The following is a 25,049-nucleotide window of genomic DNA, read 5'->3' as shown; positions in this document are numbered from 1 at the left end:
AAAAAGCCCCGACCAGGGCCGGGGCTTTTCATCAAACATGGTGCCGGAAACAGGAGTCGAACCTGCGACCTACGCATTACGAACCCAGCCGACTGAACTTGGCGAGCGATCTAAGCAGCTCGCGACTGACCGGATGATCCCGACTCCGGACGAGCGAACCGGCATGGACCGTTGCCGCCGGGACGATGGGGGCGCTCTCGGGGGCTCAGCTGTGAGAACGATGCGCTTGGTGAGGGGGGATGACATTGGGCGGAGCGTCCGCAAATGGCGATAGAACCAACTTAGGACAGGATGCAAGGCGGTGTTTGGATGAGGATCGTCCACAGTGCACAGCCCCGCCCCATGTAGCCGCCAATTAAGTCACTACTTAATTTGAAAACCGATGAAATTCGAACAGACCTTCAGGTTCTACGGCACGCATACCAAAATCACCTCGTATCGATACCCATCACCAACTTCGTACACGTGAGCCTGAAGCACTAGGTCACTCCTCCCCTCTTCTTCTGTGTAAAGATCAACCAGAACATTCCAAAAATCTCCATACCAGATGCAGACGGAAGAGTTCCAGGACTCATCTGGCAGCCTTTTCAAGTGTGCGCCATACGCGCGAATGTTCTCTAGCGCGCTTGCCCACACATCTGGGGCCTGAAGGGTTACCTGCGGTAGCGATGGTTCGCCACCTTGAATCAGAGCATCAACGATGGCTGCGAGCGTGGGCCGCCAAGCTTGCGGCACCGCAGTCTCGTTCTCACCATCTTTAGCTATGGTCGTCTCATTCATTGCTAATCTCTCCCGTGCAATTGCTTGTGGCAGTCCAAACGTACTCAGCAACGGCTTGCCGGGCTTGGTCGCGGGCCTGATCAAGTGTCAGAAGCTCAACGACCCCAAGGTACGACGCTTACCGTGCGCCCAGGTCACGATCCAAGCTTTGTGGCCCGAGGGTTGCACTCGCAGAATCAGGCCGCGAACCTGAGCGTCCCTGAGCTCGTAGGGGCGATCTCGGGGTTCTGCTGTGAGAACGATGCGCTTGGTGAGGGCGGATGACATTGGGCGGAGCGTCCGTAAGTGGCGATAGCGCCAAATTAGGACAGGATGCCAGGCGTTGATTGGATGAGGATCGTCCTCATCTAGGCATCTGCAGGCATCAGAGAAGGCACGACACGCGAGAGAACTTCAACGCAGACATCGTCGGAGAAGACCGCATAATGCGCCATATTTCCCGAAGAATGAACGCCACCGCTCGAATTCTCCAACCACGTCAACAACGATGAGCTGGTTGCACGCATCAGGTTATGCCCGGCCACCACTACGCCTGACTCCCAGTATTCCTGGAGACTTCCCTCCTGAGTAATTCGAACGGCCAAGGGCGTTGCGAAAATCAGAATCCACGCCTTCCTTCCCGTGTTCTCGAACAAATCTATAGCCATAGATCCGTCAATCGAATATCTAACTTCCCCGACATCCCACGAGTGATCCCCGTCCATTCCGTCAGGTCGCCACTCTTCAAAATCTGCAGAACGCTGTCCAATCATGGGTTCTTCCCATATCTAAACTCATCAGTGGTTCGACCGTCCTGGCGCCGAATCTCCAGCGTCGGCCGTCCATCCTTGGAGTAGTTCCTGTCAATCACTCGACTTCCATCCTCCAATTGCCCAACACGAGTTCCGTTTGCCTTTGTGTCGACATCCTTGGGACCCAGCGCGTCAAAATCCTTTGCTTTCTGATCTGATTCGGCTCCTCTATCCCATACCCGGGTGCCTCGGGTAGTGACATTTTCAATAGTCGATTCACCACGTAGTCCAGCTACGCTATCGGGCGCCTGCTTTCCCCCTTCCCCCTCCGTGGAGTCGGTCGGATCAGCCCCTTCACTCCGCTGGGTGGAATCAATTGCATTTGAGACTAATCTCCCCCCGTACGCTATCGTCAGAATTGCAGGAAGCGCCAGAGCATCAGCGATGGTGTTCACCTCACCAGAACATCAATTCTCGTTACAAGTGACTGCACGTCCATCCGGATCTGTGAACTTGTACGGATTGCCGTTCGCATACCGATAGCGATTGACCGGAATTCTTCGATGCGGGCATCGGCTATGAGGTTGCCCCACCCCTTCTTGATGTCCGTCACGTCGAAGACCTTGCCCGCACGGCGCTCGCCCGCTTGTCTAGCCCAACGCTGCAGGACTTCCATGGCTTCGACGTTTAGCGGGATGTGACGCTGCCTACCGGACTTGGCGTTCTCGGCTCGAATGGTCAGCATCTTGGCTTCCCAGTTGATGTCCGCCCATGTCATCGATAGCAGTTCACCCCGCCGCATGCCGGTATTGATGGCTGTAAGGACCACCGGAGTCAGGTGATCGACATAGCCGTCCATCGGCAAGTCAGGCAGAACCGCTTGCCGGTACTTACGTCGGGCCGCATTCGCGTTCGCCCTCCCCTCAACCCCAGCTAGATCGCGCGCTGCCAGCGAGGCCCGGAGCATCGCCTCCTCATCAGGGGACAGGAACCGAACCACCTTGCGGCTAGCTGCTGATCGCTGACGCATGCCCATGAGGGGGTTAGTCTCGATCAGCTTCCACTCAACGGCCCGAGACAAGGCAGACCGCAGGCAAGCAAAGTCGCGCGCTGCGGTAGCCTTGGTGACTGCATCGGGGCCAGTGACACGACCGCGCCACCATCGCTCCATTGTGGGCACGTCAATTTCGATGATCTGACGACGCAGCAGCCACGGGAACACTGATCGGATGCGGTCCGGGTACTGACGACCACCCTTGAGCTCAGCTATCGCCCAAGGCTCGAAATGCTCGTTGAGCAGTGTTTCGAGCGTGCAGCTAGTGGGCTTGGACTTTGCGAGTGCCGGCAATCCGGACTGAACGTATTCAGCGACCGCTTGCCGGGCTTGGTCGCGGGCCTGGTCGAGCGTCAAGTGCTCGACCGAACCTAAGGTACGACGTTTACCGTGCGCCCAGGTCACGATCCAAGCCTTATGCCCTGAAGGCTGCACACGCAGGATCAGGCCGCGAACCTGAGCGTCCCTGACCTCGCAGGGGCGATCCCGGGGTTCAGCCCTGAGAACGATGCGTTTGGTGAGGGCGGATGACATCGGGCGGGTTGTCCGTGAGTGGCGATAGAGCCAACTTAGGACAGGATGCGAGGGGATGTTTGGATGAGGATCGTCCGCTGACGATGCCTAATGTCTGCGACGACAGAGCACAAACTTGCTCCGAACACTGAACGAAAAAACCTACTGCCCTACGCCGTCGGTTCGCGCATCCTGACTGTCGACGCGGGGACCCTCGGCGAAGTTCAAAAACTGAAGCACGATCTCCTCCAGGTTGAGCACTCCACCGCAAGCGATATAGCGCCCATCCGAAATCTCGGACTGAATCCAATCTACTTCCGAACGATCAATGCGCGTTCTGGGCAGCGAATATTCACTCAACTCCGTGTCAACCAGGTCGACAGTGAGAATCCACCCTGGGTTATCCAAAGTGTCTATCTTGATACCGTAGGAATGCTCCCAATCTTCGTCACAGTGATTCGAGTACCATTTTTGCAAAAGCGCAATCGCAGTGTCCATAAATAATCTCAGTTCCGCTTTGGCAGCTCTTCTGGGAGCGCCGGACGCACCCCCTTTTGCCCTGCCTCTTTCACATGAGGTGTGGCAATGATGGATCCATCAGGATTGGTATGAGCCTTTCCGGTTACGTCGACACGCTTTACCTCTTGGAAGCCGGACGGATTGTTCGGATTTGGCTGGTAAGTGGCAGTATTGCTGATATTGCCATCCTCACCACGCTTTAGGACAGAGTGTGCGCCCTCTGCATTGGCGTCCGGTCGCAATTTGTTTGTGTTCCGGCCAGATGGCGCGCCAACTGTAACAGTCCCAGTCCGGGGTGGCTGCATACGCAGGGGCGGCGCTCGAATGCCACCAGCATGGGACTGCCCGCCCTTGACGATACCGGAACCAATGGCATAGCCAGTTTGCTCAGCCCAATTGGCATGCAACGGAAATCCGTGCTCGTATCGGGAGGCGTTAAGTGTTCCGTTCTCAAAGCCGGTCTGGAAGTCACTCCAACTCTGCCTCCCGTCCGGATCAGTGAACTTGTACGGATTGCCGTTTGCATACCGATATCGATTGAACTGCCCCACCGGCTGTTCATAGGCCGTCACCGGATCCACCGACAGGAACACACCCAACTGCGGATCCATGTACCGCTGCTGCATGTAGCTCAGCCCGGTGGCCGAGTCGCTCACATGCCCGGTATACCCCGGGCCATCCGTGACCTGACCACCGACCACAGCACCGTAAGGCTCGTAGTCATAGCGCTTGATCACGTTGCCGTTGGCATCGCTCTCGGCCACGACCGAGCCCAGCGCGTCCGTGTGGATGTACGTCACCGTCGTCTGGGCAATTGCGGCTGGCGACACGCCAAGGCCGAGCAGCAGCACGCAGCACAGCCAGGCGCCCAATGCCCCCGATTTCCGAAATCGCTCTTCAAATCCCCTGAAGCGGGCCGACAGACCGCCTGCAGTTCCTCCGAACCTGCGCATCCTTCCAATCCCTGAAAGAGCCTTGAAGCAAGGCTGGGTATTCATAGCACAGGAATGACCGGCTGCGGTTGCCACGTCAGGAACAGTGCGAGGAGCCAAGCGCTCGGGAAGCCGGAGGGACGAGTAGGCCGCGAGACTCGGAAATCGCGGCTGCCCGCCATGGGTTGGCAATGCCGGGAACTCGCATTCCGCCGGGCATGGCCCGGCGCCACCAGACACAAAAAAGCCCCGACCAGGGCCGGGGCTTTTCATCAAACATGGTGCCGGAAACAGGAGTCGAACCTGCGACCTACGCATTACGAATGCGCCGCTCTACCAACTGAGCTATTCCGGCCGAGCACGCGATTTTACGGGCTCCCCTGCCCGGTGGTCAATCCACCCTCGGTCAGCCTGCCTCCACCCGGTTCGCGCACGCCCGCCCGGCTGCGAAATCCGCCAGGTTGCCCAGCGTGATCGCCGAGATCTCCTGCAGGGCCTCCACGGTGAAGAAGCCCTGATGGCCGGTCACCAGTACGTTGGGGAAGGTCATCAGGCGCTGGAACGCTTCATCGTCGATGATTTCCCCGGAGAGATCCTGGAAGAACAGCGCGCTTTCCTGCTCGTAGACGTCGATGGCCAGGTGGCCCAGCCGGCGTGATTTCAGCGCGCGGATGACCGCATGGGTGTCGACCAGACCGCCACGCGAGGTGTTGACCAGCATGGCACCCGCCTTCATCTGCGCCAGCGACGCATCGTTGATCAGGTGATGGGTATCCGCCGTCAATGGGCAGTGCAGCGACACGATGTCGGCGCGGGACAGCAGCTCGGCCAGAGCCACGTTTTCTCCCAGCCCGGCGAAGGATGCCGATGGATAGGGATCATGGCCCAGCACCGTGCAGCCCAGGCCCTTGAAGATGCGCGCCGTCGCCACACCGATCTTGCCGGTGCCGACGATGCCGACGGTGCGGCCATGCAGGGTGTGCCCAAGCAGGCCATCGAGCATGAAGTTGCCTTCGCGCACGCGGTTGTAGGCGCGATGTGTCTGCCGGTTGAGGGTCATCACCAGGGCCAGTGCATGCTCGGCGACGGCCTCAGGTGAGTAGGCCGGCACGCGCGCGACGAACAGGCCCAGCGACGTCGCAGCGGCGAGATCGACGTTGTTGAAGCCGGCGCACCGCAGCAGCACGGCGCGCACGCCCTGAGCGTGCAGGGCCTGCAGCACAGGGGCATCAAGACGATCATTGACGAACACGCAGACGGCGTCGCAGCCCTGTGCCAGCGTGGCGGTATGCAGGTCGAGCGAGGCATCGAAGTAGACGAACGCGAAATCCTGTTCTGCGGCGCCGCGCTGATTGGCCTCGTCAAGAAAGCGGCGATCATAGGGCCGGGCGCTGAAGACTGCGATCTGCATGGAGGGGCCTGGGTGGAATTCCATGCCGAACCATACCGCAGCAGCGTGCGTCCTGGGATGGCACCGGCGATGCGGGCATCGCCGGTGCCGCCGGCCACTCAGAACCGGTAACCGAGCCCCAGCTGCACACCATTCTGCAGCTGGCCGTCGCGGCGCTCGCCCACATAGTCGACCATCACCGACAGCCGCTCGCTGGCCCGGCTGGTCACACCCAGGTTCCAGCTCAGCACCTGCTCGCCCACCGTCTGGCTGTTGCTGCCGAACACCAGATCCGGCGCCGCCGCAAAGCCGGTGCTGTAGCGGGCCTGCGTATCCCCCAGCTCCTTCTGCCACACCACCCGCGCCCGCGGGGTGATGCGCTCGCCGTTGTTGCCCTCGAAGGTCTTGAACAGCTGCAGGCCCGCACCGACCCGGATGCTCTCCAGGCTGCCGCCACGCCCGGCCAGCGCCGCCACACCCTGCCCTTCGTTGAACCGCGTCGCGGAGGTGCGCGCGTAGTCCACCACCGGCAGCAGCGGCTGGATCACCACGCCCTTGCCGCGGGTGAAGGAGAACGCATGTTCCACCCGCGCAGAGATCGCATCGTTGCGGTACTTCGCACGCAGCGGGTCCTGCAGGCCCTCGATGCCGGCGATGCTGCGCCGGGTGTCGTGGCGCAGGTCGGTGTAGCGCACCGCCGCGGACAGATAACCGCGCGCGTAGATCGCGTCCAGGTAACCGCCCACATCCAGCGCACGCACGTCGCCGGTGAAGCGGGAGGCGCCACGGGCCTTGGTCGACATGTCCGCGGCCGCCACGCTCACGCCCAGGCCGACACGGTCATCGGCCAGGCGCGTATCGGCACCGACCACGATGCCGCCCACGGTATGGCTCATCCCGGCCACGCCGGCATCGGCATCGATGCGGCCATGGCTGGCGAAGCCGCGTGCCCACAGTCCGTGGCCACGCTGGCCATCGCCATTGCCCCCCGCACCTGCTGCCGTCGGCTCGACCAGATGCATTGCCAGCTGGTTGAACAGGGTGCCATGGCGCATGCCCGGCTGTGCCGACATCGACTGCGCGACCTGCGCGGCCAGGCCATCGGCATCGCCACCGGCACTGCGCATCGCCGCCTGATGCTGCTGGACCACGTTGCCGATGCTGCCCAGCAGGGCGTTGTCGGCCAGGCGCAGGGTGGCGTGCGCGTCGCCACGCAGCGCACCGGCGTGCTGCGCGACCACGTCGCGGTCGGCGAACTGCAGTACGCCCAGCAGCGGCTTCAGGCCACTGTCCTGGCGATCGGATGCAGCTCCCAGCACACGCCCCAGGTCATCACCGGACGGGCCGTTGGCGAACAGATCCCACTGGTCGAAGCCCGGGTTGGCGGTCAGCCACAGACCATCGGCCGTCTGCCTGACATTGAAACTCAACAGCGAGTTGTGGCGCGGACGGAACACCTCACCGCCGCTGATGCTGGCGCTGTAGCCAGGGTCGCCCAGCCGCACGACCTCCTGGAAGCCGTCCTGGTAGATCGGGCCTTCAACCAGATCGCGACGGAAGTCCTTGCTGTAATAGCCCTGCGCCACGTTCAGTTCAAGGAAAGCGCCCTTGGAGATCACCAGCGCGCCATCGAGCACTTTGTTGGTGGACGGGTCGAAGAAATTACCCACGCGCACGCGACCACCGGCACTGCCGCCGCTCTCGGTCACGTCGAACAGCACTTTGCCGCCGGGCATGATGTTGACGTAGCCATGGGTGACCAGATCACCTCCGCGCGGCATCAGCGTGCCGAACACGCGCAGGCGGTTGAAGCCATCCTCGCGCCAGGACGGGCCGGTGCCACCCAGCAATGCAGTGCTGTCCATCGCGGTGCCCGCCACGTCGCCGTGGCCGACCAGCATGCCCGCACCGAGCACACGCACTTCCGGGGCACGCAGGGCGCCACCTTCCAGGGCGATGGTGCCATTGTCGACCAGCATGAAGTCCGCACCGGTGGTTGCGGACGAGCGCCAGACAGCGCCATTGGCAATCCGGATCACGCCCATCGAATTGTCCAGCGTGGACGCGTCCAGATCGCCCAGCCGAAGCTTGGACAGCAGCAGGGCCTGCACGCCGGGATCGCTCAGATAATCCTGCACCGAACCAGCGCCGATGCCCTGCGGACCCGTGCTGGAAAGGTTGTAGATGGTCAGTGCGTAGGAAAAGTACGCCGACGGTCGATCGGTGCTCCAGCGCGCGAAATCATCATCGACGAACGTCTGCAGCTGGCGTCCCGTCCGCAGGTAGCCCGGATTGATGTCACCGGTGACGTCCGCAGTGACATTCAACGTATCGCCCGGATCACGATAGCCGGTTGCGGTGATGATCCGGTTGCTGTGAATGTCCTGCCCAGGGAACGACTCCAGCGCGCTGCCGCTGCCATCCGGATCGAACGTGACCGACGTACCGGGGGTGCGCGCAGGATCGCGGAACACCAGCAGGCCGTTGGGCTTGACCACTTCGTACATCGCCTTGTGCAGCAGCCCAGCATCCATGCCGCCGCCATAGTTGCCGGTGTAGATCTGGGTCATGCGCGGCGACGGCTCGTAGATCACATTGCTGCCGTTGTTGGCCGCATGGATCTCCACCGAATCGACAATCGGCAGATCCCCGGCAAGATAACGCTCCACGCCACCGGACTGCATGATCGAGCAGGACGAGATGCAATGGCCCGACACGATGGTGTTCAGGCCGGACGTGCGGATCACCCCCTGCAGCCACTCGCCGGCGATCAGCGCGCCACCGTTGGAGGTACGCAGCACCACCTCCCGGATCGGCCGCCCCTCGGCCTGCGCCTTGGCCAGCAGCGCCGGCAGCGAAACGACGTCGGCGAAGGTGACGCCACCGCTGAGGAAGATGCGGTCTCCCTGCACGTGATAGTTCATTGCCATGGCGTCATCAGCCTTGACCATGACGCCAACACCAATCAGGCCGGCCAGGGCCAGACTCAACTTGGACTGCTTCATACCGTTCTCTCTCCCCCCGCAACACGCGGACGGGAAGCTAAACGTCAGAGCGGGAGGCCCTCCCCCGCTGCATGCCATGGAAAAGAATGAACGGATTCAGATCAAGTTGGCAGTCAAAACTGTGGCTGAGTTCGCGCTCTTGAACGCTTTTACAGGAGAAATACAGCCTCCGGCAAAGTTAAAAACGCAGAAAGGGCGGTAACACCCCCAGTGGCCATCCGAGTGAAAGGTGAACGAATTCATGATCGACACGTGCAGGCCGGCGGCTCTTCCCCATCCGGTCATCGTCGCGTAAAACTCGGTGACGCCCCCCTCATCGTTGCCCGAGGCCAGCCCTGTCCGCTTCGTCCCCCCTGATCCATCGCGCACCGGATCCGCCTGGGCCTCCGGACGCCTTCATCACGTTCGTAAGGGAAGAGCGCGCGCCGTTGTGCACTTTCCTGCGTACCCGTGGGGTGGGCCCGGAGGATGCGGAGGACATCGCCCAGGACTGCATGGAACGGTTGATCCGCTATCGCGCGCACGGCACCGAGGAACTGCGCCTGCTGCTGTATCGTATCGCCCGCAACCGCCTGGCAGACCGCGGCCGCTCGACGCAGGCGAGACCGCATCTGTCGCTGGCCGAGCGCGATGGCAGCGACGAGCCCTCCAGCACGTCAGCCGACCCGCTGCGCCAGGCCGAATCCGGGCAGATGCTCGCCCTGCTCCGGCAGGCCCTGTTCAAACTGCCGGAGCGCGCGCGCGAGGTGTACCTGCTCAACCGGATCACCGGGATGAGCTACACGCAGATCGCGCAGCACTGTGGCATCACCGCCAAGACCGTGGAAAAACACATCGCCCGTGCACTGCAGGGCCTGCGCCAGGAGCTGGGGCCACACCCGCTGCACAACGACAGGGACAACGAATGATCAGCACCCGGCACACGGAAGAGGCGGGAGTGTTCGAGCGCGCCAGCGCCTGGGTGGCGCGCCTGGAGGCACACGACTGCACGCCCGAGGAACGCGAGCGCTTCGAAGACTGGCTGGCGGAGGACACCCGCCACGTCAAGGCGTGGGTACAGGCCGAAACGCTCTATCAGCAGAGTGCGGGCCTGGCCCAGGATCCCTGGCTGCGCACGGCGGCGGCGCGCGCCGCGCATCCGGCCCGGCGCCGCTGGCTGCCCGGCGTCGCTGCTGCGGCGGCGCTCTGTCTGGCCATCGGCATGGGCTGGATGGTCGCCACCGATGGCAATCCCACGCCCCGCATCTATGCCAACGACAGCCTTGCTCCCCGCCAACAGACGCTGGCCGATGGCAGCTCCGCCATCCTGGACGCAGGGACCACGTTGACCGTGCGCATGGGCTGGCGCCATCGGGAACTGGTCCTGGAGCAGGGTCGGCTGCAACTGCAGGTGGCACCGTCGCGCAAGGACCTGCGTGTGCAGGCGGGCAGCAGTTCGATCCGCGATATCGGAACCACCTTCCAGGTGGAGCGCCTGCGCGACGGCCATGTCGAGGTCGCTCTGCTGGAAGGCGCAGTGGAGGTCACCAGCGGCAGCGCGCAGCACACGCTGGCCCCGGGCCAGCAGCTGCAGGTACTGCCCTCCGGACGGATCCAGCCGGGCCCTGCGCTCGCCTCGACCGAAGCGGCTGAGGCCTGGCTGCAGGGACGGCTGGTGTTCGATGCCACTCCCCTGGCGACCGTGGTCGAACGCATGAACCGCTACGGCCGCACGCAGATGGTGATCGCCGATCCGGAGATCGCCAGTCTCGCGGTCAGCGGCACCTTCCGTGCAGGCGACGCAGAGGAACTGCTGTCTGCGCTGGAGCTGGGATGGTCGGTTGCCGGCCAGGCGCGCCCGGATGGCGCGCTGGAACTGCGGCGTACCTACTGAGGAGAAAGGCGGTGATGGCAGGACCGGGCGCGCTGCAGTGGGGGCTGCTCCGGGGGCTGCTGTGGGTCATGTTCGGCGCTGCCAGCGCCGCGCCGGCCTACGCCGGCCAGCAACCCGCCAATGTCGACTACCACATCGCACCCGGCCCGCTGGCATCGGCACTGCAGCAATGGGCACGCCAGAGCGGCATCGCCCTGGTATTCGACGCCCGCGAGCTGACGGGCCTGCACACCCCCGGCGCCGACGGCCGACAGGCACCGGCGATCGCTCTCAAGCAGCTGGTCTCCGGGATGCCGGTGAACATCCTGCGCACACCCTCGGGGGCGTTCGTCATCCGCCGCGTCGCTGCTTCTGCCGCGCCCCCTGCACGTGCCCCGACCGTGACGTCGCCCAAGCCGCCGCCGCCCGTCGCACTGGCCCCCGCGCAGGTGGAACTGGCACCGGTACACGTCACCGGCAGCCGCCTGCCGCGCACCTCCGTGCAGACGACGCTGCCGATGACGATCATCGATCGCGAAGACATCCTGCGCAGTGGTTACGGCAGCCTGTTCGACCTGTTGCGACACCTTCCCGGCATGAACGGCCACCCGGCGATGACCACGTCGCGCGGCGGCGATTCGCAGTATCTGCCGGTGGGCGCTGCAGCCACCACCAGCCTGGATGGCATGGGGCCGCGTGCGACCCTGTTCCTGGTCAACGGCCGGCGGCTGCCACGCTATCCGATGGTGTCGCTGGAACAGGGCGGGCTCACCGATCTGGGCGGCATTCCCCTGAGTTTCATCGAACGCATCGAGCTGGTGCGCGGAGGCGCGTCGGCCATCTATGGTGCCGACGCGATGTCCGGCGTGGTCAACATCATCCTGCGCGAACAGGCCGAAGGCCCGGAGGCGACGGTGCAATCGGGCATCAGCAGCCGCGGCGACGCGCAGCAGAATCGCCTGCAGATCGCCAACGGCGGCGTACGCGAAGGTGGGGACCGCTGGTTCGCCGGCCTGGACCTGCATCGCATCGAGCACGTGGCCGGCGATCGCCGTGCGTGGCATGCGGAAACGTCGTTGTATCCGATCGGCGCGTTCTACGACGGCGCGTACATCCCCGCCGAACTCTGCGAAGGTCCCTTGATGCAGCGTGAGGATGGCTGCTGGTTCGACAGCGCGCGGCCGCGCTCGCTGCAGCCCGCGTCGGATACTGCCTCGGCCTACCTGCGTTACCGGCACGAGCGTGGCGAAGGACGCTACGCCTATCTGGAAGCACGTGGCAGTCACAATCGGCAGCGTTTCGACCTGGGGCCGACCGCCGTTGCCATCGGCCTGTACGGCATCACGTTCAACAGCGTGCTGCGCGAGGCCGGAAGCGTGCGCCCGCACGTGCGCGCCAGCGATGCCGACATCACCCTGGGTATCGGTCGCGAGCAGCAGTCACGCAGTTGGGATGCGGGCATCAGCGCGCAACGCAGCCAGGTCACCCTGGTCACGCCGGGCACCGTGCGCACCGAACCGCTGCTGCACGCCGCCGAGACACTGGACTACCTTCCCGGCTTTACCTCGCTGCGTGCGGACAAAGCGCAACAGCTGTTCCCGTCGATCCGCAATCGTGGACGCACTGACCAGTGGCAGGGCTGGTGGGGCATGCAGCGGCAACTGATGCAGTTGCCTGGAGGGCCGGCCCAGCTGGCCACCGGCGTCGATCTGCGCTACGAAGCATGGGCCTCGTTACCCGATCCGTTGTTGATCCAGGGCGATCTGGCACTGGGCCTGCCCCAGCAGCAGCGACGCCTGTCACGTCGCAGCGGAGCCACCTATGCCGAGGTCGGCCTGCCGCTCAGCCGCTCGCTGCGCATGGACGTGGCCGCACGCTGGGACCGCGATGGCGATTACCTGGCGTTCTCGCCACGCGCGGGACTGCGCTGGAGTCCAACGCCCCACTGGTCGTTCCTGCTGACCAGCGGACAAGGCTACCGTGCGCCCAGCCTGTTCGAGCAGCGACGCCCCCCTGGCTACTTCGGCCTGGTCGCGCTGCCGGCCTCGCCGGGCCTGCCGCCCTGCGCACAGCCCGCGATCGACGGCAGCTGCCTGGTCAACGTGGAGGTCGCCGAGAACGACGCGCTGAAGGCGGAGCGTTCACGCAGCCATTCGCTGGCAGCCACGTGGACGCCCAACGACGTGTTCTCGCTGTCACTGACCCACAACATCGTCGAGCTGCGCAACGAGATCCTTGCCCTGCGGCCCACCGACGCGGCATGGAACCGCAGCACGTGGGAGCTGGATGACGAAGGGCGGCTGAGCAGTCTTCGCCTGTCATTCGACAACATCGGCCGCACGACGTCGCGCAATTGGGTAATGCGCGGCGAATACCGCGTCGACACCGATGACACCGGCCAGTGGCTTTTCTCACTGGACGCGCTGAAACAGCAGGCGCTGCGCCGCGAACGAGGGCAGGATGGCAGCGTGGATCTTCGCGGCCATGCCACGCCGGCAATGGCCGCGATCCTCACCGTGCAATGGCAGAACACGTCATGGGACGTGGCATTGCGCGGCAACCAGGTGGGACGCACGCGCGCCTGGCTGCCCGGTGCGGAATGCCCCGATGACCAGCGCGAGATGAACCATTGCATGAATCCACGGCAGCTGCGCTGGAACCTGCACATGGCGCGCAGGGTGGGGCCGCGGGTGATCGCCGCGCTGGACGTGCACAACGTGCTTGACCGGCAGCCGGTGAACTATCTGGTCGGCAACGGCGGACAGTTGCCGGGTTTGGATGATCCGCTGGGCCGCTATTTCCTGCTGACCCTGCAGTTCCGTTGAGGCCGCTGGCATCCACACGCGGGTGACACGGGCGGCACGCTAGGGTGGGCCCACGCCCACCGTGAGGTACGTCATGCGTCCTTCGATCCGCCCGGTCGTCTGCGTACTGGCTCTGTTGCTCAGTGCCGGCGCGGCATGCGCCGGCTCACCCGCATCGACCCCTGCGCCACCGGACCAGGCCTGGCAGCCGCTTTTCCAGCAGGTCCAGCGCGCGCATCTGTTCCCCGACCAGAAGACCTTTGCCGATGCTGTGCCGCGACAGTCGCCGGCTGCACTGCTGGCTGACTGGCAGCGCGCGCAGCGAGAGCCTGGCTACACGCTGCAGGCCTTCGTCGACAGGGCCTTCGACCTGCCCGGTGGACCTGCGCCCTACGTCTCACCCGCCGGCCAGAGCCTGCGCGCGCATATCGAAAGCCTGTGGCCCGTGCTGACCCGGCAGTCCACGGCGGTCGATCCCCATGGCTCGCTGCTGCCGCTGCCGCACGCGTATGTGGTGCCCGGTGGACGCTTCCGCGAGGTGTATTACTGGGACAGCTACTTCACGATGCTGGGACTGGCCTCCAGTGGCCGCTGGCCCCAGGTCCGCGCGATGGTCGACAACTTCGCGTGGCAGCTCGACCAGTACGGGCACATTCCCAACGGCAACCGCAGTTACTACCTGAGCCGCTCGCAGCCGCCGTTCTTCAGTCTGATGGTGACCCTGCTGGCCGCGCACGAAGGCGATCAGGCGTACCGCCGCTATCTGACACAGCTGCGCACCGAGCACGACTTCTGGATGCGGGGCGCCGATGGCCTTGCGCCCGGCCAGGCACGCGAGCGCGTGGTGCGCATGCCCAATGGCGACCTGCTCAACCGCTACTGGGATGCTCGCGCGGTGCCACGCAGCGAATCGTGGACGGACGATCTGGCGACGGCGGCACAGGCACCGCAGCGGGCACCCTCGCAGGTGTACCGCGACCTTCGCGCCGGCGCCGAATCCGGCTGGGATTTCAGCTCGCGATGGATGGACGACCCCAGTGCACTGTCCAGCATCCAGACCACGTCGATCGTTCCAGTCGACCTGAACAGTCTGCTGTACCACCTCGAGCAGACCATCGCCCGGGCCAGCCGCGTGGCCGGCGACCGCGCATCGGCCCGCGACTACTCGGCCCGGGCCGAGGCCCGACGCAGTGCCATCAATCGCCTGCTGTGGGATGCGGCGCAGGGCTGGTATGCCGATCACGATCTGCGCAGCGGACAGCTGCGCCCTGCCCTGACCGCTGCCGCGCTGTATCCGTTGTGGTTGAAGATCGCCACCGATGAGCAGGCGCGACGCAGCGCCGACGCAGCCGAAGCACAATTGATGCGTGAGGGCGGCCTGCTGACCACCACCCTCGTCAGCGGCCAGCAGTGGGACGCGCCGAACGGGTGGGCACCGCTGCAGTGGGTGGCCGTCGATGGCCTGCAGCACTACGGTCAGGAGCGCCTGGCGCGGCAGCTGGGAGTGCGCTTCCTGCGCACCGTGCAGTCCGTCTACGATCGGCAAGGCAAGCTGGTGGAGAAGTACGTGGTCGATGGCTCCGCGGGCGGAGGGGGTGGCGGCGAGTATCCGCTGCAGGATGGCTTCGGCTGGAGCAACGGGGTGACACTGGCACTGCTGGATCGCCTGTGCCCGCGGCAGCGGACCTGCGAGAACGCGGGCGACGTCGAGTAGCTAGCGCACCGATCGTGCGATCGCGTACTGCGCCGCGTAGTAGGTGGACAGCACCAGCAGGCTTGCCAGCGGCAGGCCACCGGCGAAGCGGTCCCAGGCCAGCAGTGAATCGCTGGCGATGAACAGCAGGGCACCGGCCGCTGCCCAGCGTGCGCTGCCCGCTTCGACAGCGTCCGGTCGCGGGCGGGTCCACTGCCGCGCCAGCGCCAGGATCGCCATGCACGCCAGTACCACCACATAGGCCAGCACAGGGATGCGCATCGGCGCCGGCAGATGCGGCCATAGACCGGACACGTTGAGCGCGGCGAACACACCCAGAAGTCCCCCTGCGGCGACCAGGCCGCGACCCGCGCGCAGACCATCGCGGAAGGCGACGATGTAGCAGAGGTGGGCCAGCAGGAACGCCAGCAGGCCGGGGACGAAGGCATCCATCGGCAGCATCAGCGCGATGTCGCCTGCGCACGAGAGCAGCATGCCCGCCAGCACCGCGCGACGGTACGACGGCGATCCAGCAGGATGCACCTGCCATACCATCGCCGCGATCAGCAGGGTCGCTGCCGGCTTTGCCAGCCAGTGCAGCCAGCGGCCTTCGCCGGGCAGGAATGCACCGACGATGGCCAGCACCGCCAGCAGCAGGACCGCACTGCCGCCCAGGCGTGGTCTCATCGCGGCTTCCACAGCTCGGCCAGCTGATCCGGGCGGCCGGGAATGCGCTCCAGCACCGGATACTGCAGGCCACCGTGATAGTCGATCCGGATCGGCACGATGCGGTCGAACTGCCTGACCAGCAGCGTGATCGGCGCCTTGTTGGTGGCGGCAACGGCAACCGCGTCCTTCAACCGCTCGCTGCTGTACTCGCGGTCACCGATGGCGATCACCTTCATGCCCGGCGCCAGGCCTGCGTTGAAGGCGGGACTGTCCCAGATCACGTCGCCGACCACACCGCTGTCCATCACCGTCGCACCGAGCGAGTACGCCAGCAGCGCCGCCTTGGCGCGTTTTTCCTGTGCCTTGTAGGCATCGTTCGGCGCGTCGCGGTAGACCAGCTTCCAGCCGGCCAGTTCCAGACCGCCGGTCAGCGATCCGTGGCCGTCCAGGCGCTGCCGCAGGAAGCCGGCCCAGTCGTACGGAGCAATGGCGTTCAAGGTCGCCACCACGTCGTCGAACGTATACGGATTGACGTCCCAGTCACCGTTGCCTACGCCAAAGAAGGCACGGGCAAAATCATCCAGGCTGCGCCGGTTTCCGGTCAGCGCGCGCAGCCTGCCATCCACTTCCAGCCACAGCATCTGGCCGCCGGAGTAATAGTCCTCGCTCATCTGGTAATTGCGATACGGCAGTGTGCGCCGCTGGGCGATGGTCGGGTCGTTGGTGGTGTCCTGCAGTGGCCGCCAGGCCAGTCCCGGGCGACCGCGATCATAGGTCGCCGCAACATTGGCCAGCATGTCGCGCGCCTGATCGGTGGACCACAACCCCGAGCGGGCGGCCAGCACCTGGCCCCAGAACTGGGTCTGGCCTTCGTACACCCACAGCAGGCTGTCACCCATCGGAACGTTGAAGTTGTCGGTTGCCAGGTCCGCGCCACGGCGATACTTGCCGTTCCAGGAATGCGTGTACTCGTGCGGCAGCAGGTCACGCATCCATGCCGAGTCATCCCACTCGGTGAAGTAGCCCGGCGCAGCGCTGTTCTCGCTGGAGCGATGATGCTCCAGCCCGATGCCGCCCAGTCGGTCGGTCAATGCCAGCAGGAACTCGTAATGGTCGTAGTGGCGCGCGCCGTACAAGCGGTCAGCCTGCTGCACCAGGGCGCGGTGCGCCTTGATCTGTGCCTCGGTCGGCTTCAGCGATTTCGCTTCATCGGCGAACACGTTCAGGTGCACCGGCGCCTTGGCGCCCGGGTCCAGATCGATGCGCTGGTAATGCTCACCGGCGAACAGCGGCGAATCGACCAGATGGTCGAAAGTGATCGGCTTGAACACCACCGTGTCACCGTCGCGCCGGACTGTTTCGAGCGCGGTGGCATAGCTCCAGCCCTTCGGCAGGGTCACGCTGGCCTGGGCCTGCAGATGGCGGGCATCGACCCCGGCCGGATACAGCGCGTTGGCGTTCCATTGCAGGTTGAGCATTTCCGGCGTCATCACCACGCGGCCCTGGTTGCCGCCCTGCGAGGACAGGAAATCGAACTGCGCCACGATCTCGCTGACGCCCTCCGGCACATCGACCTTGAACGCATAGACGTTGTACTGGTCCCGCTGCCAGGCCAGCGGCCTGCCATTGGCCGTGACGCGCAGGCCAGCGAGCTTGTCGATCGGGCCGGTGGGCGAATGATTGCCGGGAATCCACTGCGGGTACAGCAGGGTCATCGGGCCGGGCTTTGCCGGCACGGTGGCGGTCACCTTGAAGATGCGCCGGGCCAGATCGCGCGCGTCCACGTCGATGCGCAGCAGGCCGTGCGCAGCGGCATCGGCCGGCGGCGGGCTCTGCGCCAGCGCGGGTGTGGCCGCCAGCGCGAACAGCACGGACATCACCAGGGCACGGGTCTTCATCGGGCGGCTTCCAACAGCGGAGAATCCTCCGATGCTAGGCCTGTGTGGTGCGCGGCCCCATGGCCAAAGGTCATGGGCGGGCTGCCCATCCGCGCATGCCCAAAAGCGTGCGAACCAAGGTTCGCACCCACCTTGTGCTGGTTTGCACCCACCAGAGCGGTTTCAGTAGATCCACGCCGTGCGTGGACGAGGCCTTTCCCGGTCAGTCGATCAGGCGCAGGCGCAGTTCCTTCGGCAGCGCGAACACCATCGATTCCGGCTCGCCATCAAGCTCGGACACACTGCCGGCGCCCAGTTCGGCCAGGCGCGCAAGCACGCCATCGACCAGCACCTGCGGTGCCGACGCACCGGCGGTGACGCCGACGTGCTGCTTGCCCTGCACCCAGGCCGGGTTGATCTCATGGGCGCCGTCGATCAGGTAGCTCTCGACGCCTTCGCGCCGTGCCAGCTCGCTCAGCCGGTTGGAATTGGAGCTGTTCGGGGACCCGACCACCAGCACCAGATCGCAGCGCTTGGCCAGGTCACGTACCGCGTCCTGCCGGTTCTGCGTGGCGTAGCAGATATCGTCGTTCTTCGGCCCCTGCATGGCCGGGAAGCGCTCGCGCAGGGCGTCGATGATGCCGCGCGTATCGTCCACGGACAGCGTGGTCTGGGTGGTGTAGGCGAAGTTCTCGGGCTGGTTGATCTGCAGCGTGGCGACCTGCTCCACATCCTCCACCAGGTAGATCTGGCCGGTACCGGCTTCCTGGTTCCACTGCCCCATCGTGCCTTCCACTTCCGGATGGCCCGCGTGGCCGATCAGCACCACGTCGCGGCCCGCACGGCAATGGCGCGCCACTTCGAAGTGGACCTTGGTGACCAGCGGACAGGTAGCATCGAATACCTTCAGGCCACGACGCTCCGCTTCCAGGCGCACTGCCTGCGATACACCGTGGGCACTGAAGATGACGGTGTTGTTGTCCGGCACCTCGTCCAGTTCCTCGACGAAGATCGCACCGCGCTGCTTCAGATCATCGACCACGAAGCGGTTGTGCACCACCTCATGACGGACGTAGATGGGCGCGCCGAGCGTTTCGATCGCGCGCTTCACGATCTCGATCGCACGATCGACACCGGCACAGAAACCACGCGGGTTGGCGAGCAGCACATCCATCAGTTCAATCTCCCGGCAGCGGCCGGCTTACGGTTTCGGAGTGGCATTATCCGCCTTTTTGGCGGACCTGCCGTCGAACAGGCCGGTCAGGGCGATGCCGATGGCACCGACCACGATGGCCGAGTCGGCGATGTTGAACGCCGGCCAGGTATAGCTGCCAACGTACCACTGGATGAAATCGACGACATGACCGTGCACCTGGCGGTCGATCACGTTGCCGATCGCCCCGCCGATGATCAGCGCATAGGGAACGGCGGCCTTCCAGTTGCCACGGGCGGTGCCACGCAGCCACCATGCCATCAGGCCGCTGATGGCGATCGCCAGCGCCGTGAAGAAATACTTCTGCCAGCCACCGGCGTCGCTGAGGAAACTGAATGCGGCACCGGTGTTGTAGGTGCGATACCAGTTCCAGAAGCCATCGATGACCACCACCGGCTGGAACTCCGGCAGGCTCGACAGGACCCAGGCCTTGGACCACTGGTCCAGGCCGATGATGGCCGCCGACAGCAGCAGCCAGACCAGAGCGTTGGGATGCGGACGGGCGGCGCTCATCAGAACCAGCTCCGAACTTCGCCAGCGCCGTCGATGTTGCTCACGCAACGGCCGCACAGTTCCGGGTGATCGGCATGACTGCCGACGTCGGCGCGGTGATGCCAGCAGCGCACACACTTGGCCTTGGTGGTCGGCTGGGCACTGACGAACACCTCGTCGGTGGTTGCCGGACGCACGTGCACGTCACCGCTGATGAACAGGAAGCGCAGTTCGTCGGCCAGCGGCTGCCAGCGCGCCGCCTGCTCTTCGCTGGCGGCCACGGTGATCTCGGCCTCCAGGGCGGCGCCGATCGCGCCGTTGGCACGCATCGGCTCGAGCACCTTGGCCACCTGCTCGCGCACGGCCAGCAGCTGGTCGAAATCGGCAGCGTTGAGCTGGGCATCCGCCGGCAGCGGCGCCAGGCCCTCGTACCAGGTGGTGAACAGCACGTGGCCGGTGCGCGTGCCCGGCAGGTAGCCCCACAGCTCGTCGGCGGTGAAGGTCAGGATCGGTGCCACCCAGCGGGTGAACGCCTCGGCGATGTGATACATCGCGCTCTGCGCCGAACGGCGACCGTGCGAGTCGGTCGGCATCGTGTACAGGCGGTCCTTGGTGACGTCCAGGTACAGCGAGCCCAGGTCCACGCTGCAGAAGTTCAACAGCAGCTGCACGATCTCGGCCATGTTGTAGCCGTCGTAGGCCGCCTTGATCTTCTCCTGCAGTTCCCACGCGCGATGCACGATCCAGCGGTCCAGCGCGACCATCTGGTCGAGCGGGCGCAGGTCCCGGGCCGGATCGAAACCGTCCAGGTTGCCGAGCAGGAAGCGCGCGGTGTTGCGCAGGCGACGGTAGGCGTCGGCATTGCGCTTGAGGATCTCCTGCGACAGCGACATCTCGTTGCTGTAGTCGGCCGAGGCGATCCACAGGCGCAGGATGTCCGCGCCCAGCTTGTTCATGATGTCCTGCGGCTCGATGCCGTTGCCCAGCGACTTGGACATCTTGCGACCGTGCTCGTCCACGGTGAAACCATGGGTGAGGCACTGCTTGTAGGGCGCGCGCCTGTCGATTGCCACGCCGGTCAGCAACGACGACTGGAACCAGCCGCGGTGCTGGTCCGAGCCTTCCAGGTACAGGTCGGCCGGCTTGCCGAAGCCACGCGCGGCCAGCACGCCTTCATGGGTGACACCCGAGTCGAACCAGACGTCGAGGATGTCGGTGACCTTCTCGTAGTCGGCCGCTTCGGCGCCCAGCAGTTCGGTTGCATCCAGCGAGTACCACACGTCGATGCCCTCGGCTTCGACACGGTCGGCAACCTGCTGCATCAGCTCCACCGAGCGCGGGTGGATCTCGCCGGTCTGGCGATGGGTGAACAGTGCGATCGGCACGCCCCAGGTGCGCTGGCGCGAGATCGTCCAGTCCGGACGGCCATCGACCATGCTCTGGATGCGCGCCTTGCCCCAGGCCGGGAACCAGCCGACGGTGTCGATCGCGGCCAGCGCATCGCTGCGCAGGTTGGCCTTGTCCATCGAGATGAACCACTGCGGGGTGGCACGGAACACCACCGGCGTCTTGTGGCGCCAGCAGTGCGGATAGCTGTGGCGGATCGGGTGGAAGGCCAGCAGCGTGCCGTTGTCGCGCAGCACGCCGATGATGGCCTCCTGCGCCTTCCACAGGTGCTGGCCGGCCAGTACCACGTCACCGGCCGGCGGCGTCGATTCCAGGTACACGCCACGGCCATCGATCGGCGTCACCTGGCCGGCGTTGTACGTGTCGAGCAGGCCGTACTTCTGGCTGACCACGTAGTCTTCCTGGCCATGTCCGGGAGCGGTGTGCACCGCACCGGTACCGTCTTCGTCGGACACATGGTCGCCGTTGAGCAGCGGGATCGCGCGCCCGGCATAGAACGGATGCGACAGCAGCTGGTTTTCCAGTGCAGCGCCCGTGGTTTCGCCGTGCAGTACCACCTCCTCGACGCCGTAGCGCTGCAGCGCACGTCCAGCCAGCGCAGCGGCAAGCACCAGCCAGCGGCGCTTGCCGTTGTGCGCCGGACCTTCGGCCAGCACGTAATGGATGTCCGCACCCAACGACACGGCCAGCGACGCCGGCAGCGTCCACGGCGTGGTGGTCCAGATCGGCACCGCCACGTCCACATCGGCCGGCACGCTCACGCCGAATGCCTGGCCGATGGCCTGCGGATCGCGCGCGGGGTATGCCACGTCGATCGCCGGCGATTCCTTTTCCTGGTATTCGATCTCGGCTTCGGCCAGCGCCGAACCGCAGTCGAAGCACCAGTACACCGGCTTGGCACCCCGCACCAGGTGGCCATTGGCCACCACCTTGGCCAGTGCGCGGATCTCGTTGGCCTCGAAGTCGAAGCTCAGGGTCTTGTACGGGTTGTCCCAGTCACCGGTCACGCCCAGACGCTTGAAGTCCACGCGCTGGATGTCGATCTGCTCCTCGGCGAACTCACGGCACTTCTGCCGGAATTCAACCGCATCGAGCTTCACGCCGACCTTGCCCCACTTCTTTTCCACCGCGATCTCGATCGGCAGGCCGTGGCAGTCCCAGCCGGGCACGTAGGGCGCATCGAAACCGGCCAGGTAACGCGACTTGACGATGATGTCCTTCAGGATCTTGTTGACCGCGTGGCCCAGGTGGATGCGGCCGTTGGCATACGGCGGGCCGTCGTGCAGCACGAACAACGGGCGGCCGGCGGCGTTGTCGCGCAACTGCTGGTAGAGCCCCTGCTCCTCCCACCGCGCCAGAATGCCCGGCTCGCGCTTGGGCAGGTCGCCGCGCATCGGGAAATCGGTGGCTGGCAGGTTCAGGGTGGTCTTGTAGTCCTGGCTCACGCAGTGGCTCGCAATCTATGTTCGGAAAGGATGGCGCGCGCCTGCTCGGCGTCGCGGTGCATCTGGTCGGTCAGTGCCGCCAGATCATTGAACTTCTCTTCGTCACGCAGCTTGGCGACGAATTCAACGTCGATGTGGCGACCGTACAGGTCACCCTGGAAATCGAACAGGTGGGCTTCCAGCAGCGGCTCCACGCCCTCCACCGTCGGCCGCGTGCCGAAGCTGGACACCGACGGCCAGGGCTGGTCGAACACACCGTGCACCCAGGTCGCGTAGATGCCCGACAACGCCGGGGTCTTGGGGAAACGCAGGTTGGCGGTCGGGAAGCCCAGCGTGCGGCCGAGCTGGCGACCACGCACCACGCGCCCGCTGATCGCGTAGGGGCGACCGAGCAGATCGCCGGCCCGGGCGAAATCGCCGGACTGCAGCAGCTGGCGGATGCGGGTACTGGAAATGCGCTCGCCGTGCAGGTCGACCGCCTCGATCTCGCCCGCGCTGAAGCCCAGCTCGCCACCCAGCTTCTGCAGCAGGGCCAGATCACCGCGGCGACGGTTGCCGAAGCAGAACTCCGGCCCGATCCACACTTCGCGGGCATTCAGTCGCCGCACCAGCAGCTGGCGGACGAAGGTTTCGGCCGGCATCGCCGCCATCGCTGCATCGAAGCGCAGCAGCCCCACCGCGTCCACCCCCAGCTCGCGCAGCATCTCGACCTTGCTGCGTGCCAGCGTCAAGCGCGGTGGTGGTGTGCCCTGGGCGAAGAACTCACGGGGCAACGGTTCGAACGCCACGGCCACCGCAGCCACGCCCAAGGCGCGCGCGCGCGCAACGGCATGCCGCACCAGTGCACGATGCCCCAGATGGAGGCCGTCGAATGCACCGATGCAGACCACGCTTCCGTTGGGGAGCAGCTCCCCGCCCTCGACGCTTCTGAACAGCCTGCTCATCAACTCCCGTTCCGGCCCACCCGGGGCCGCCGCTTCAATGGTGTAACCCTGAAGTATAGCCGCCGCAGGCGACGATCAATGCCCGCGCAGGTCGCGCGGGCGGAAGCCCATGGCCAGCATCGCCAACAGATAGGTCAGGCCACCGCCCCCCACCAGCAGGATCAGGCCGCCGATCCGGTGCCATTTGTCCATCCCGGTGAAGGCCGGCATCCAGTACAGCAGGGCCAGCAGCACGCCGACCATGCACGCGCACGCCACCAGCAGCCGCACGAGGTAGCTGCCCCAGCCCGGCAGGCGCTGGTAGACATCGGTCTTGCCCAGCCAGTACCACAGCAGGCCCAGGTTCAGGTAACTGGACAACGCACTGGCAATGCCCAGCGCCAGATGCAGGCCGGGCTGCTTGCCGATGGCCGTCATTACACCCTGCGCCTTCAGCGCGTCCGGCACCATCACCTGATACAGCACGGCCAGCAGGACGAAGTTGAACACCATGTTGGCCACCAGCGCGGCCACGCCGGCACGTACCGGGGTGCGGGTATCCTGGCGGGCATAGAAGGCCGGCAGGACCACCTTCAACAGGGCGAACGCGGGCAGGCCGAAGCTCAGGCCATACACCGACAGCGCGGTCATGCGGGTATCGAAGGCGGTGAACTGGCGGTACTGGAACAGCGTGGCGATCAGCGGTTCAGCCAGCAGCACCAGGCCCAGCATGGCCGGCACCGAGATCAGCAGGGTCATGCGCAGGCCCCAGTCGAGCGAGCGCGAGAAGCCCTCGCGGTCGGTGCTGACGTGGTGGCGGGCCAACGCCGGCAGGATCACCGTGCCCAGGGCCACGCCGAACACCCCCAGCGGCAACTCCAGGAAGCGGTCGGCCAGGGACAGCCAGGACTGCGAGCCATCCGTCAGCTTGGCGGCGATCAGGGTGTCCAGCAGCAGGTTGATCTGCGCCACCGAGGAACCGAACAGGGTCGGCACCATCAGGGTCAGCACCTTGCGCACACCCGGGTGGTTCCAGCCCCAGCGCGGCAGGGTCAGCAGATTGATGCCCTTGAGCGAGGGCAGCTGGAACAGCAGCTGCAGGATACCGGCCGCCAGCACGGCCCAGCCCAGCGCCAGGATCTGCTTTTCCGGGGTGCCGCCGAGTTGCGGCGCCAACCACAGCGCGCCGGCGATCATGCACAGGTTGAGGATGACCGGGGTCAGCGCCGGCATCGCGAAGCGCTGGAAGCTGTTCAGCGCCCCGCCGGCCAGCGCGGTGAGCGAGACGAACAACAGGAACGGGAAGGTCAGGCGGAACAGATCGACCAGCAGGGTCTGTTTGACCGGGTCGGTATCAGCGCCACTTGAGAACGCCACCGCCAGCTGGGGAGCGAAGATCAACGCCAGCGCGGTGACCACCAGCAGCGTCCCGCCCAAGGTGCCCGCCACGCGTGACATCAGTTCGCGCAGTTCGGTGTGGCTGCGGGTCTCCTTCACCTCGGTGAACACCGGCACGAAGGCGGTGGCGAAGGAGCCTTCGGCGAACAGGCGGCGCAGGAAATTGGGTACCCTGAACGCCACCCAGAACGCATCGGTAACCGCATTGGTGCCGAACGTGGTGGTGATCACCTGGTCCCGGACAAGTCCGAGCACCCGCGAGACCATGGTCATGCTGCTGAACGACAGCAGGCCCCGCAACATCTTCGGTGAACTCACTCAACGTCCCTCTTGACAATCGACTTGACGTACA

Annotated in this window: 17 protein-coding genes and 1 tRNA gene; 4 read left to right on the top strand and 14 right to left on the bottom strand. The window is 65.2% G+C overall.

Annotation, left to right across the window (positions count from 1 at the left end; translation table 11 throughout):
* Positions 1-408: 408 nt before the first annotated feature.
* From ACX9OW_RS20630 to ACX9OW_RS20600, 7 genes are all read right to left on the bottom strand, one after another.
* On the bottom strand, positions 409-780 hold the full coding sequence (locus ACX9OW_RS20630; protein ID WP_253120517.1) for a DUF7668 domain-containing protein: 372 nt from the start codon (positions 778-780) through the stop codon (positions 409-411).
* Positions 781-1,962: 1,182 nt separating this feature from the next.
* Positions 1,963-3,099 (bottom strand): integrase family protein, encoded by a 1,137-nt coding sequence (locus tag ACX9OW_RS20625; protein WP_263177818.1) that lies wholly within the window; start codon positions 3,097-3,099, stop codon positions 1,963-1,965.
* Between the two features lie 141 nt (positions 3,100-3,240).
* Entirely contained in the window at positions 3,241-3,576 is a 336-nt protein-coding gene (locus ACX9OW_RS20620; RefSeq protein WP_053520415.1) for an immunity 53 family protein, read from the bottom strand.
* 8 nt (positions 3,577-3,584) lie between these two features.
* Complete coding sequence (locus ACX9OW_RS20615; RefSeq protein WP_459062763.1) at positions 3,585-4,550, bottom strand: RHS repeat-associated core domain-containing protein; 966 nt, start codon at positions 4,548-4,550, stop codon at positions 3,585-3,587.
* A 258-nt stretch (positions 4,551-4,808) separates the two neighbouring features.
* Positions 4,809-4,884, bottom strand: a tRNA-Thr gene (locus ACX9OW_RS20610).
* A 51-nt stretch (positions 4,885-4,935) separates the two neighbouring features.
* The gene (locus ACX9OW_RS20605) at positions 4,936-5,940 is read right to left on the bottom strand and encodes a 2-hydroxyacid dehydrogenase (RefSeq protein WP_065174624.1); all 1,005 of its coding nucleotides are present in this window, start codon (positions 5,938-5,940) and stop codon (positions 4,936-4,938) included.
* Positions 5,941-6,038: 98 nt separating this feature from the next.
* Positions 6,039-8,924, bottom strand: coding sequence for an autotransporter domain-containing protein (locus ACX9OW_RS20600; RefSeq protein WP_459062762.1), 2,886 nt, complete (start codon positions 8,922-8,924; stop codon positions 6,039-6,041).
* A gap of 398 nt (positions 8,925-9,322) precedes the next feature.
* Between ACX9OW_RS20600 and ACX9OW_RS20595 the strand changes: the two genes are divergently transcribed.
* The 4 genes from ACX9OW_RS20595 to treA all read left to right on the top strand — a co-directional run bounded on the left by ACX9OW_RS20595 (position 9,323) and on the right by treA (position 15,294).
* A complete protein-coding gene (locus tag ACX9OW_RS20595; protein ID WP_459062768.1) occupies positions 9,323-9,832 on the top strand; it encodes an RNA polymerase sigma factor in 510 nt (169 codons plus the stop codon).
* Positions 9,829-10,797: a FecR family protein gene (locus ACX9OW_RS20590; protein ID WP_459062761.1), complete on the top strand. Its 969-nt coding sequence runs from the start codon at positions 9,829-9,831 to the stop codon at positions 10,795-10,797. The genes ACX9OW_RS20595 and ACX9OW_RS20590 overlap by 4 nt, the downstream gene beginning before the upstream one ends.
* A 14-nt stretch (positions 10,798-10,811) precedes the next feature.
* On the top strand, positions 10,812-13,601 hold the full coding sequence (locus ACX9OW_RS20585; RefSeq protein ID WP_459062760.1) for a TonB-dependent receptor plug domain-containing protein: 2,790 nt from the start codon (positions 10,812-10,814) through the stop codon (positions 13,599-13,601).
* A gap of 73 nt (positions 13,602-13,674) precedes the next feature.
* Positions 13,675-15,294, top strand: a complete 1,620-nt coding sequence (gene treA, locus ACX9OW_RS20580) for an alpha,alpha-trehalase TreA (protein WP_193396422.1) — start codon at positions 13,675-13,677, stop codon at positions 15,292-15,294.
* Here the strand turns inward: treA and ACX9OW_RS20575 are convergent, their stop codons facing one another.
* The 7 genes from ACX9OW_RS20575 to murJ form a co-directional block, all read right to left on the bottom strand.
* On the bottom strand, positions 15,295-15,960 hold the full coding sequence (locus tag ACX9OW_RS20575) for a lysoplasmalogenase (RefSeq protein WP_459062759.1): 666 nt from the start codon (positions 15,958-15,960) through the stop codon (positions 15,295-15,297).
* Complete coding sequence (locus ACX9OW_RS20570; protein WP_459062758.1) at positions 15,957-17,840, bottom strand: M61 family metallopeptidase; 1,884 nt, start codon at positions 17,838-17,840, stop codon at positions 15,957-15,959. The genes ACX9OW_RS20575 and ACX9OW_RS20570 overlap by 4 nt, the downstream gene beginning before the upstream one ends.
* A 202-nt stretch (positions 17,841-18,042) precedes the next feature.
* A complete protein-coding gene (ispH, locus tag ACX9OW_RS20565; RefSeq protein ID WP_065174617.1) occupies positions 18,043-18,993 on the bottom strand; it encodes a 4-hydroxy-3-methylbut-2-enyl diphosphate reductase in 951 nt (316 codons plus the stop codon).
* A gap of 27 nt (positions 18,994-19,020) precedes the next feature.
* Complete coding sequence (gene lspA / locus ACX9OW_RS20560) at positions 19,021-19,545, bottom strand: signal peptidase II (protein WP_065174616.1); 525 nt, start codon at positions 19,543-19,545, stop codon at positions 19,021-19,023.
* Positions 19,545-22,376 (bottom strand): isoleucine--tRNA ligase, encoded by a 2,832-nt coding sequence (gene ileS / locus ACX9OW_RS20555; protein ID WP_459062757.1) that lies wholly within the window; start codon positions 22,374-22,376, stop codon positions 19,545-19,547. The genes lspA and ileS overlap by 1 nt, the downstream gene beginning before the upstream one ends.
* Entirely contained in the window at positions 22,373-23,320 is a 948-nt protein-coding gene (locus ACX9OW_RS20550; protein ID WP_197600837.1) for a bifunctional riboflavin kinase/FAD synthetase, read from the bottom strand. The genes ileS and ACX9OW_RS20550 overlap by 4 nt, the downstream gene beginning before the upstream one ends.
* A gap of 75 nt (positions 23,321-23,395) precedes the next feature.
* Entirely contained in the window at positions 23,396-25,000 is a 1,605-nt protein-coding gene (gene murJ, locus ACX9OW_RS20545) for a murein biosynthesis integral membrane protein MurJ (RefSeq protein WP_053516124.1), read from the bottom strand.
* Positions 25,001-25,049 lie beyond the last annotated feature (49 nt).

Source organism: Stenotrophomonas genospecies 5 (assembly GCF_054473825.1).
Note: the sequence above shows the minus strand (reverse complement) of the source record. Positions and strands in the feature narration are given on the sequence as shown.

What these genes read in the sequence shown, in the direction of transcription:
- ACX9OW_RS20630 (WP_253120517.1), bottom strand. Translation starts at nt 780, where the DNA reads ATGAATGAGACGACCATAGCTAAAGATGGTGAGAACGAGACTGCGGTG.
- ACX9OW_RS20625 (WP_263177818.1), bottom strand. Translation starts at nt 3,099, where the DNA reads ATGTCATCCGCCCTCACCAAACGCATCGTTCTCAGGGCTGAACCCCGG.
- ACX9OW_RS20620 (WP_053520415.1), bottom strand. Translation starts at nt 3,576, where the DNA reads ATGGACACTGCGATTGCGCTTTTGCAAAAATGGTACTCGAATCACTGT.
- ACX9OW_RS20615 (WP_459062763.1), bottom strand. Translation starts at nt 4,550, where the DNA reads ATGCGCAGGTTCGGAGGAACTGCAGGCGGTCTGTCGGCCCGCTTCAGG.
- ACX9OW_RS20605 (WP_065174624.1), bottom strand. Translation starts at nt 5,940, where the DNA reads ATGCAGATCGCAGTCTTCAGCGCCCGGCCCTATGATCGCCGCTTTCTT.
- ACX9OW_RS20600 (WP_459062762.1), bottom strand. Translation starts at nt 8,924, where the DNA reads ATGAAGCAGTCCAAGTTGAGTCTGGCCCTGGCCGGCCTGATTGGTGTT.
- ACX9OW_RS20590 (WP_459062761.1), top strand. Translation starts at nt 9,829, where the DNA reads ATGATCAGCACCCGGCACACGGAAGAGGCGGGAGTGTTCGAGCGCGCC.
- ACX9OW_RS20585 (WP_459062760.1), top strand. Translation starts at nt 10,812, where the DNA reads ATGGCAGGACCGGGCGCGCTGCAGTGGGGGCTGCTCCGGGGGCTGCTG.
- treA (WP_193396422.1), top strand. Translation starts at nt 13,675, where the DNA reads ATGCGTCCTTCGATCCGCCCGGTCGTCTGCGTACTGGCTCTGTTGCTC.
- ACX9OW_RS20575 (WP_459062759.1), bottom strand. Translation starts at nt 15,960, where the DNA reads ATGAGACCACGCCTGGGCGGCAGTGCGGTCCTGCTGCTGGCGGTGCTG.
- ACX9OW_RS20570 (WP_459062758.1), bottom strand. Translation starts at nt 17,840, where the DNA reads ATGAAGACCCGTGCCCTGGTGATGTCCGTGCTGTTCGCGCTGGCGGCC.
- ispH (WP_065174617.1), bottom strand. Translation starts at nt 18,993, where the DNA reads ATGGATGTGCTGCTCGCCAACCCGCGTGGTTTCTGTGCCGGTGTCGAT.
- lspA (WP_065174616.1), bottom strand. Translation starts at nt 19,545, where the DNA reads ATGAGCGCCGCCCGTCCGCATCCCAACGCTCTGGTCTGGCTGCTGCTG.
- ACX9OW_RS20550 (WP_197600837.1), bottom strand. Translation starts at nt 23,320, where the DNA reads ATGAGCAGGCTGTTCAGAAGCGTCGAGGGCGGGGAGCTGCTCCCCAAC.
- murJ (WP_053516124.1), bottom strand. Translation starts at nt 25,000, where the DNA reads ATGTTGCGGGGCCTGCTGTCGTTCAGCAGCATGACCATGGTCTCGCGG.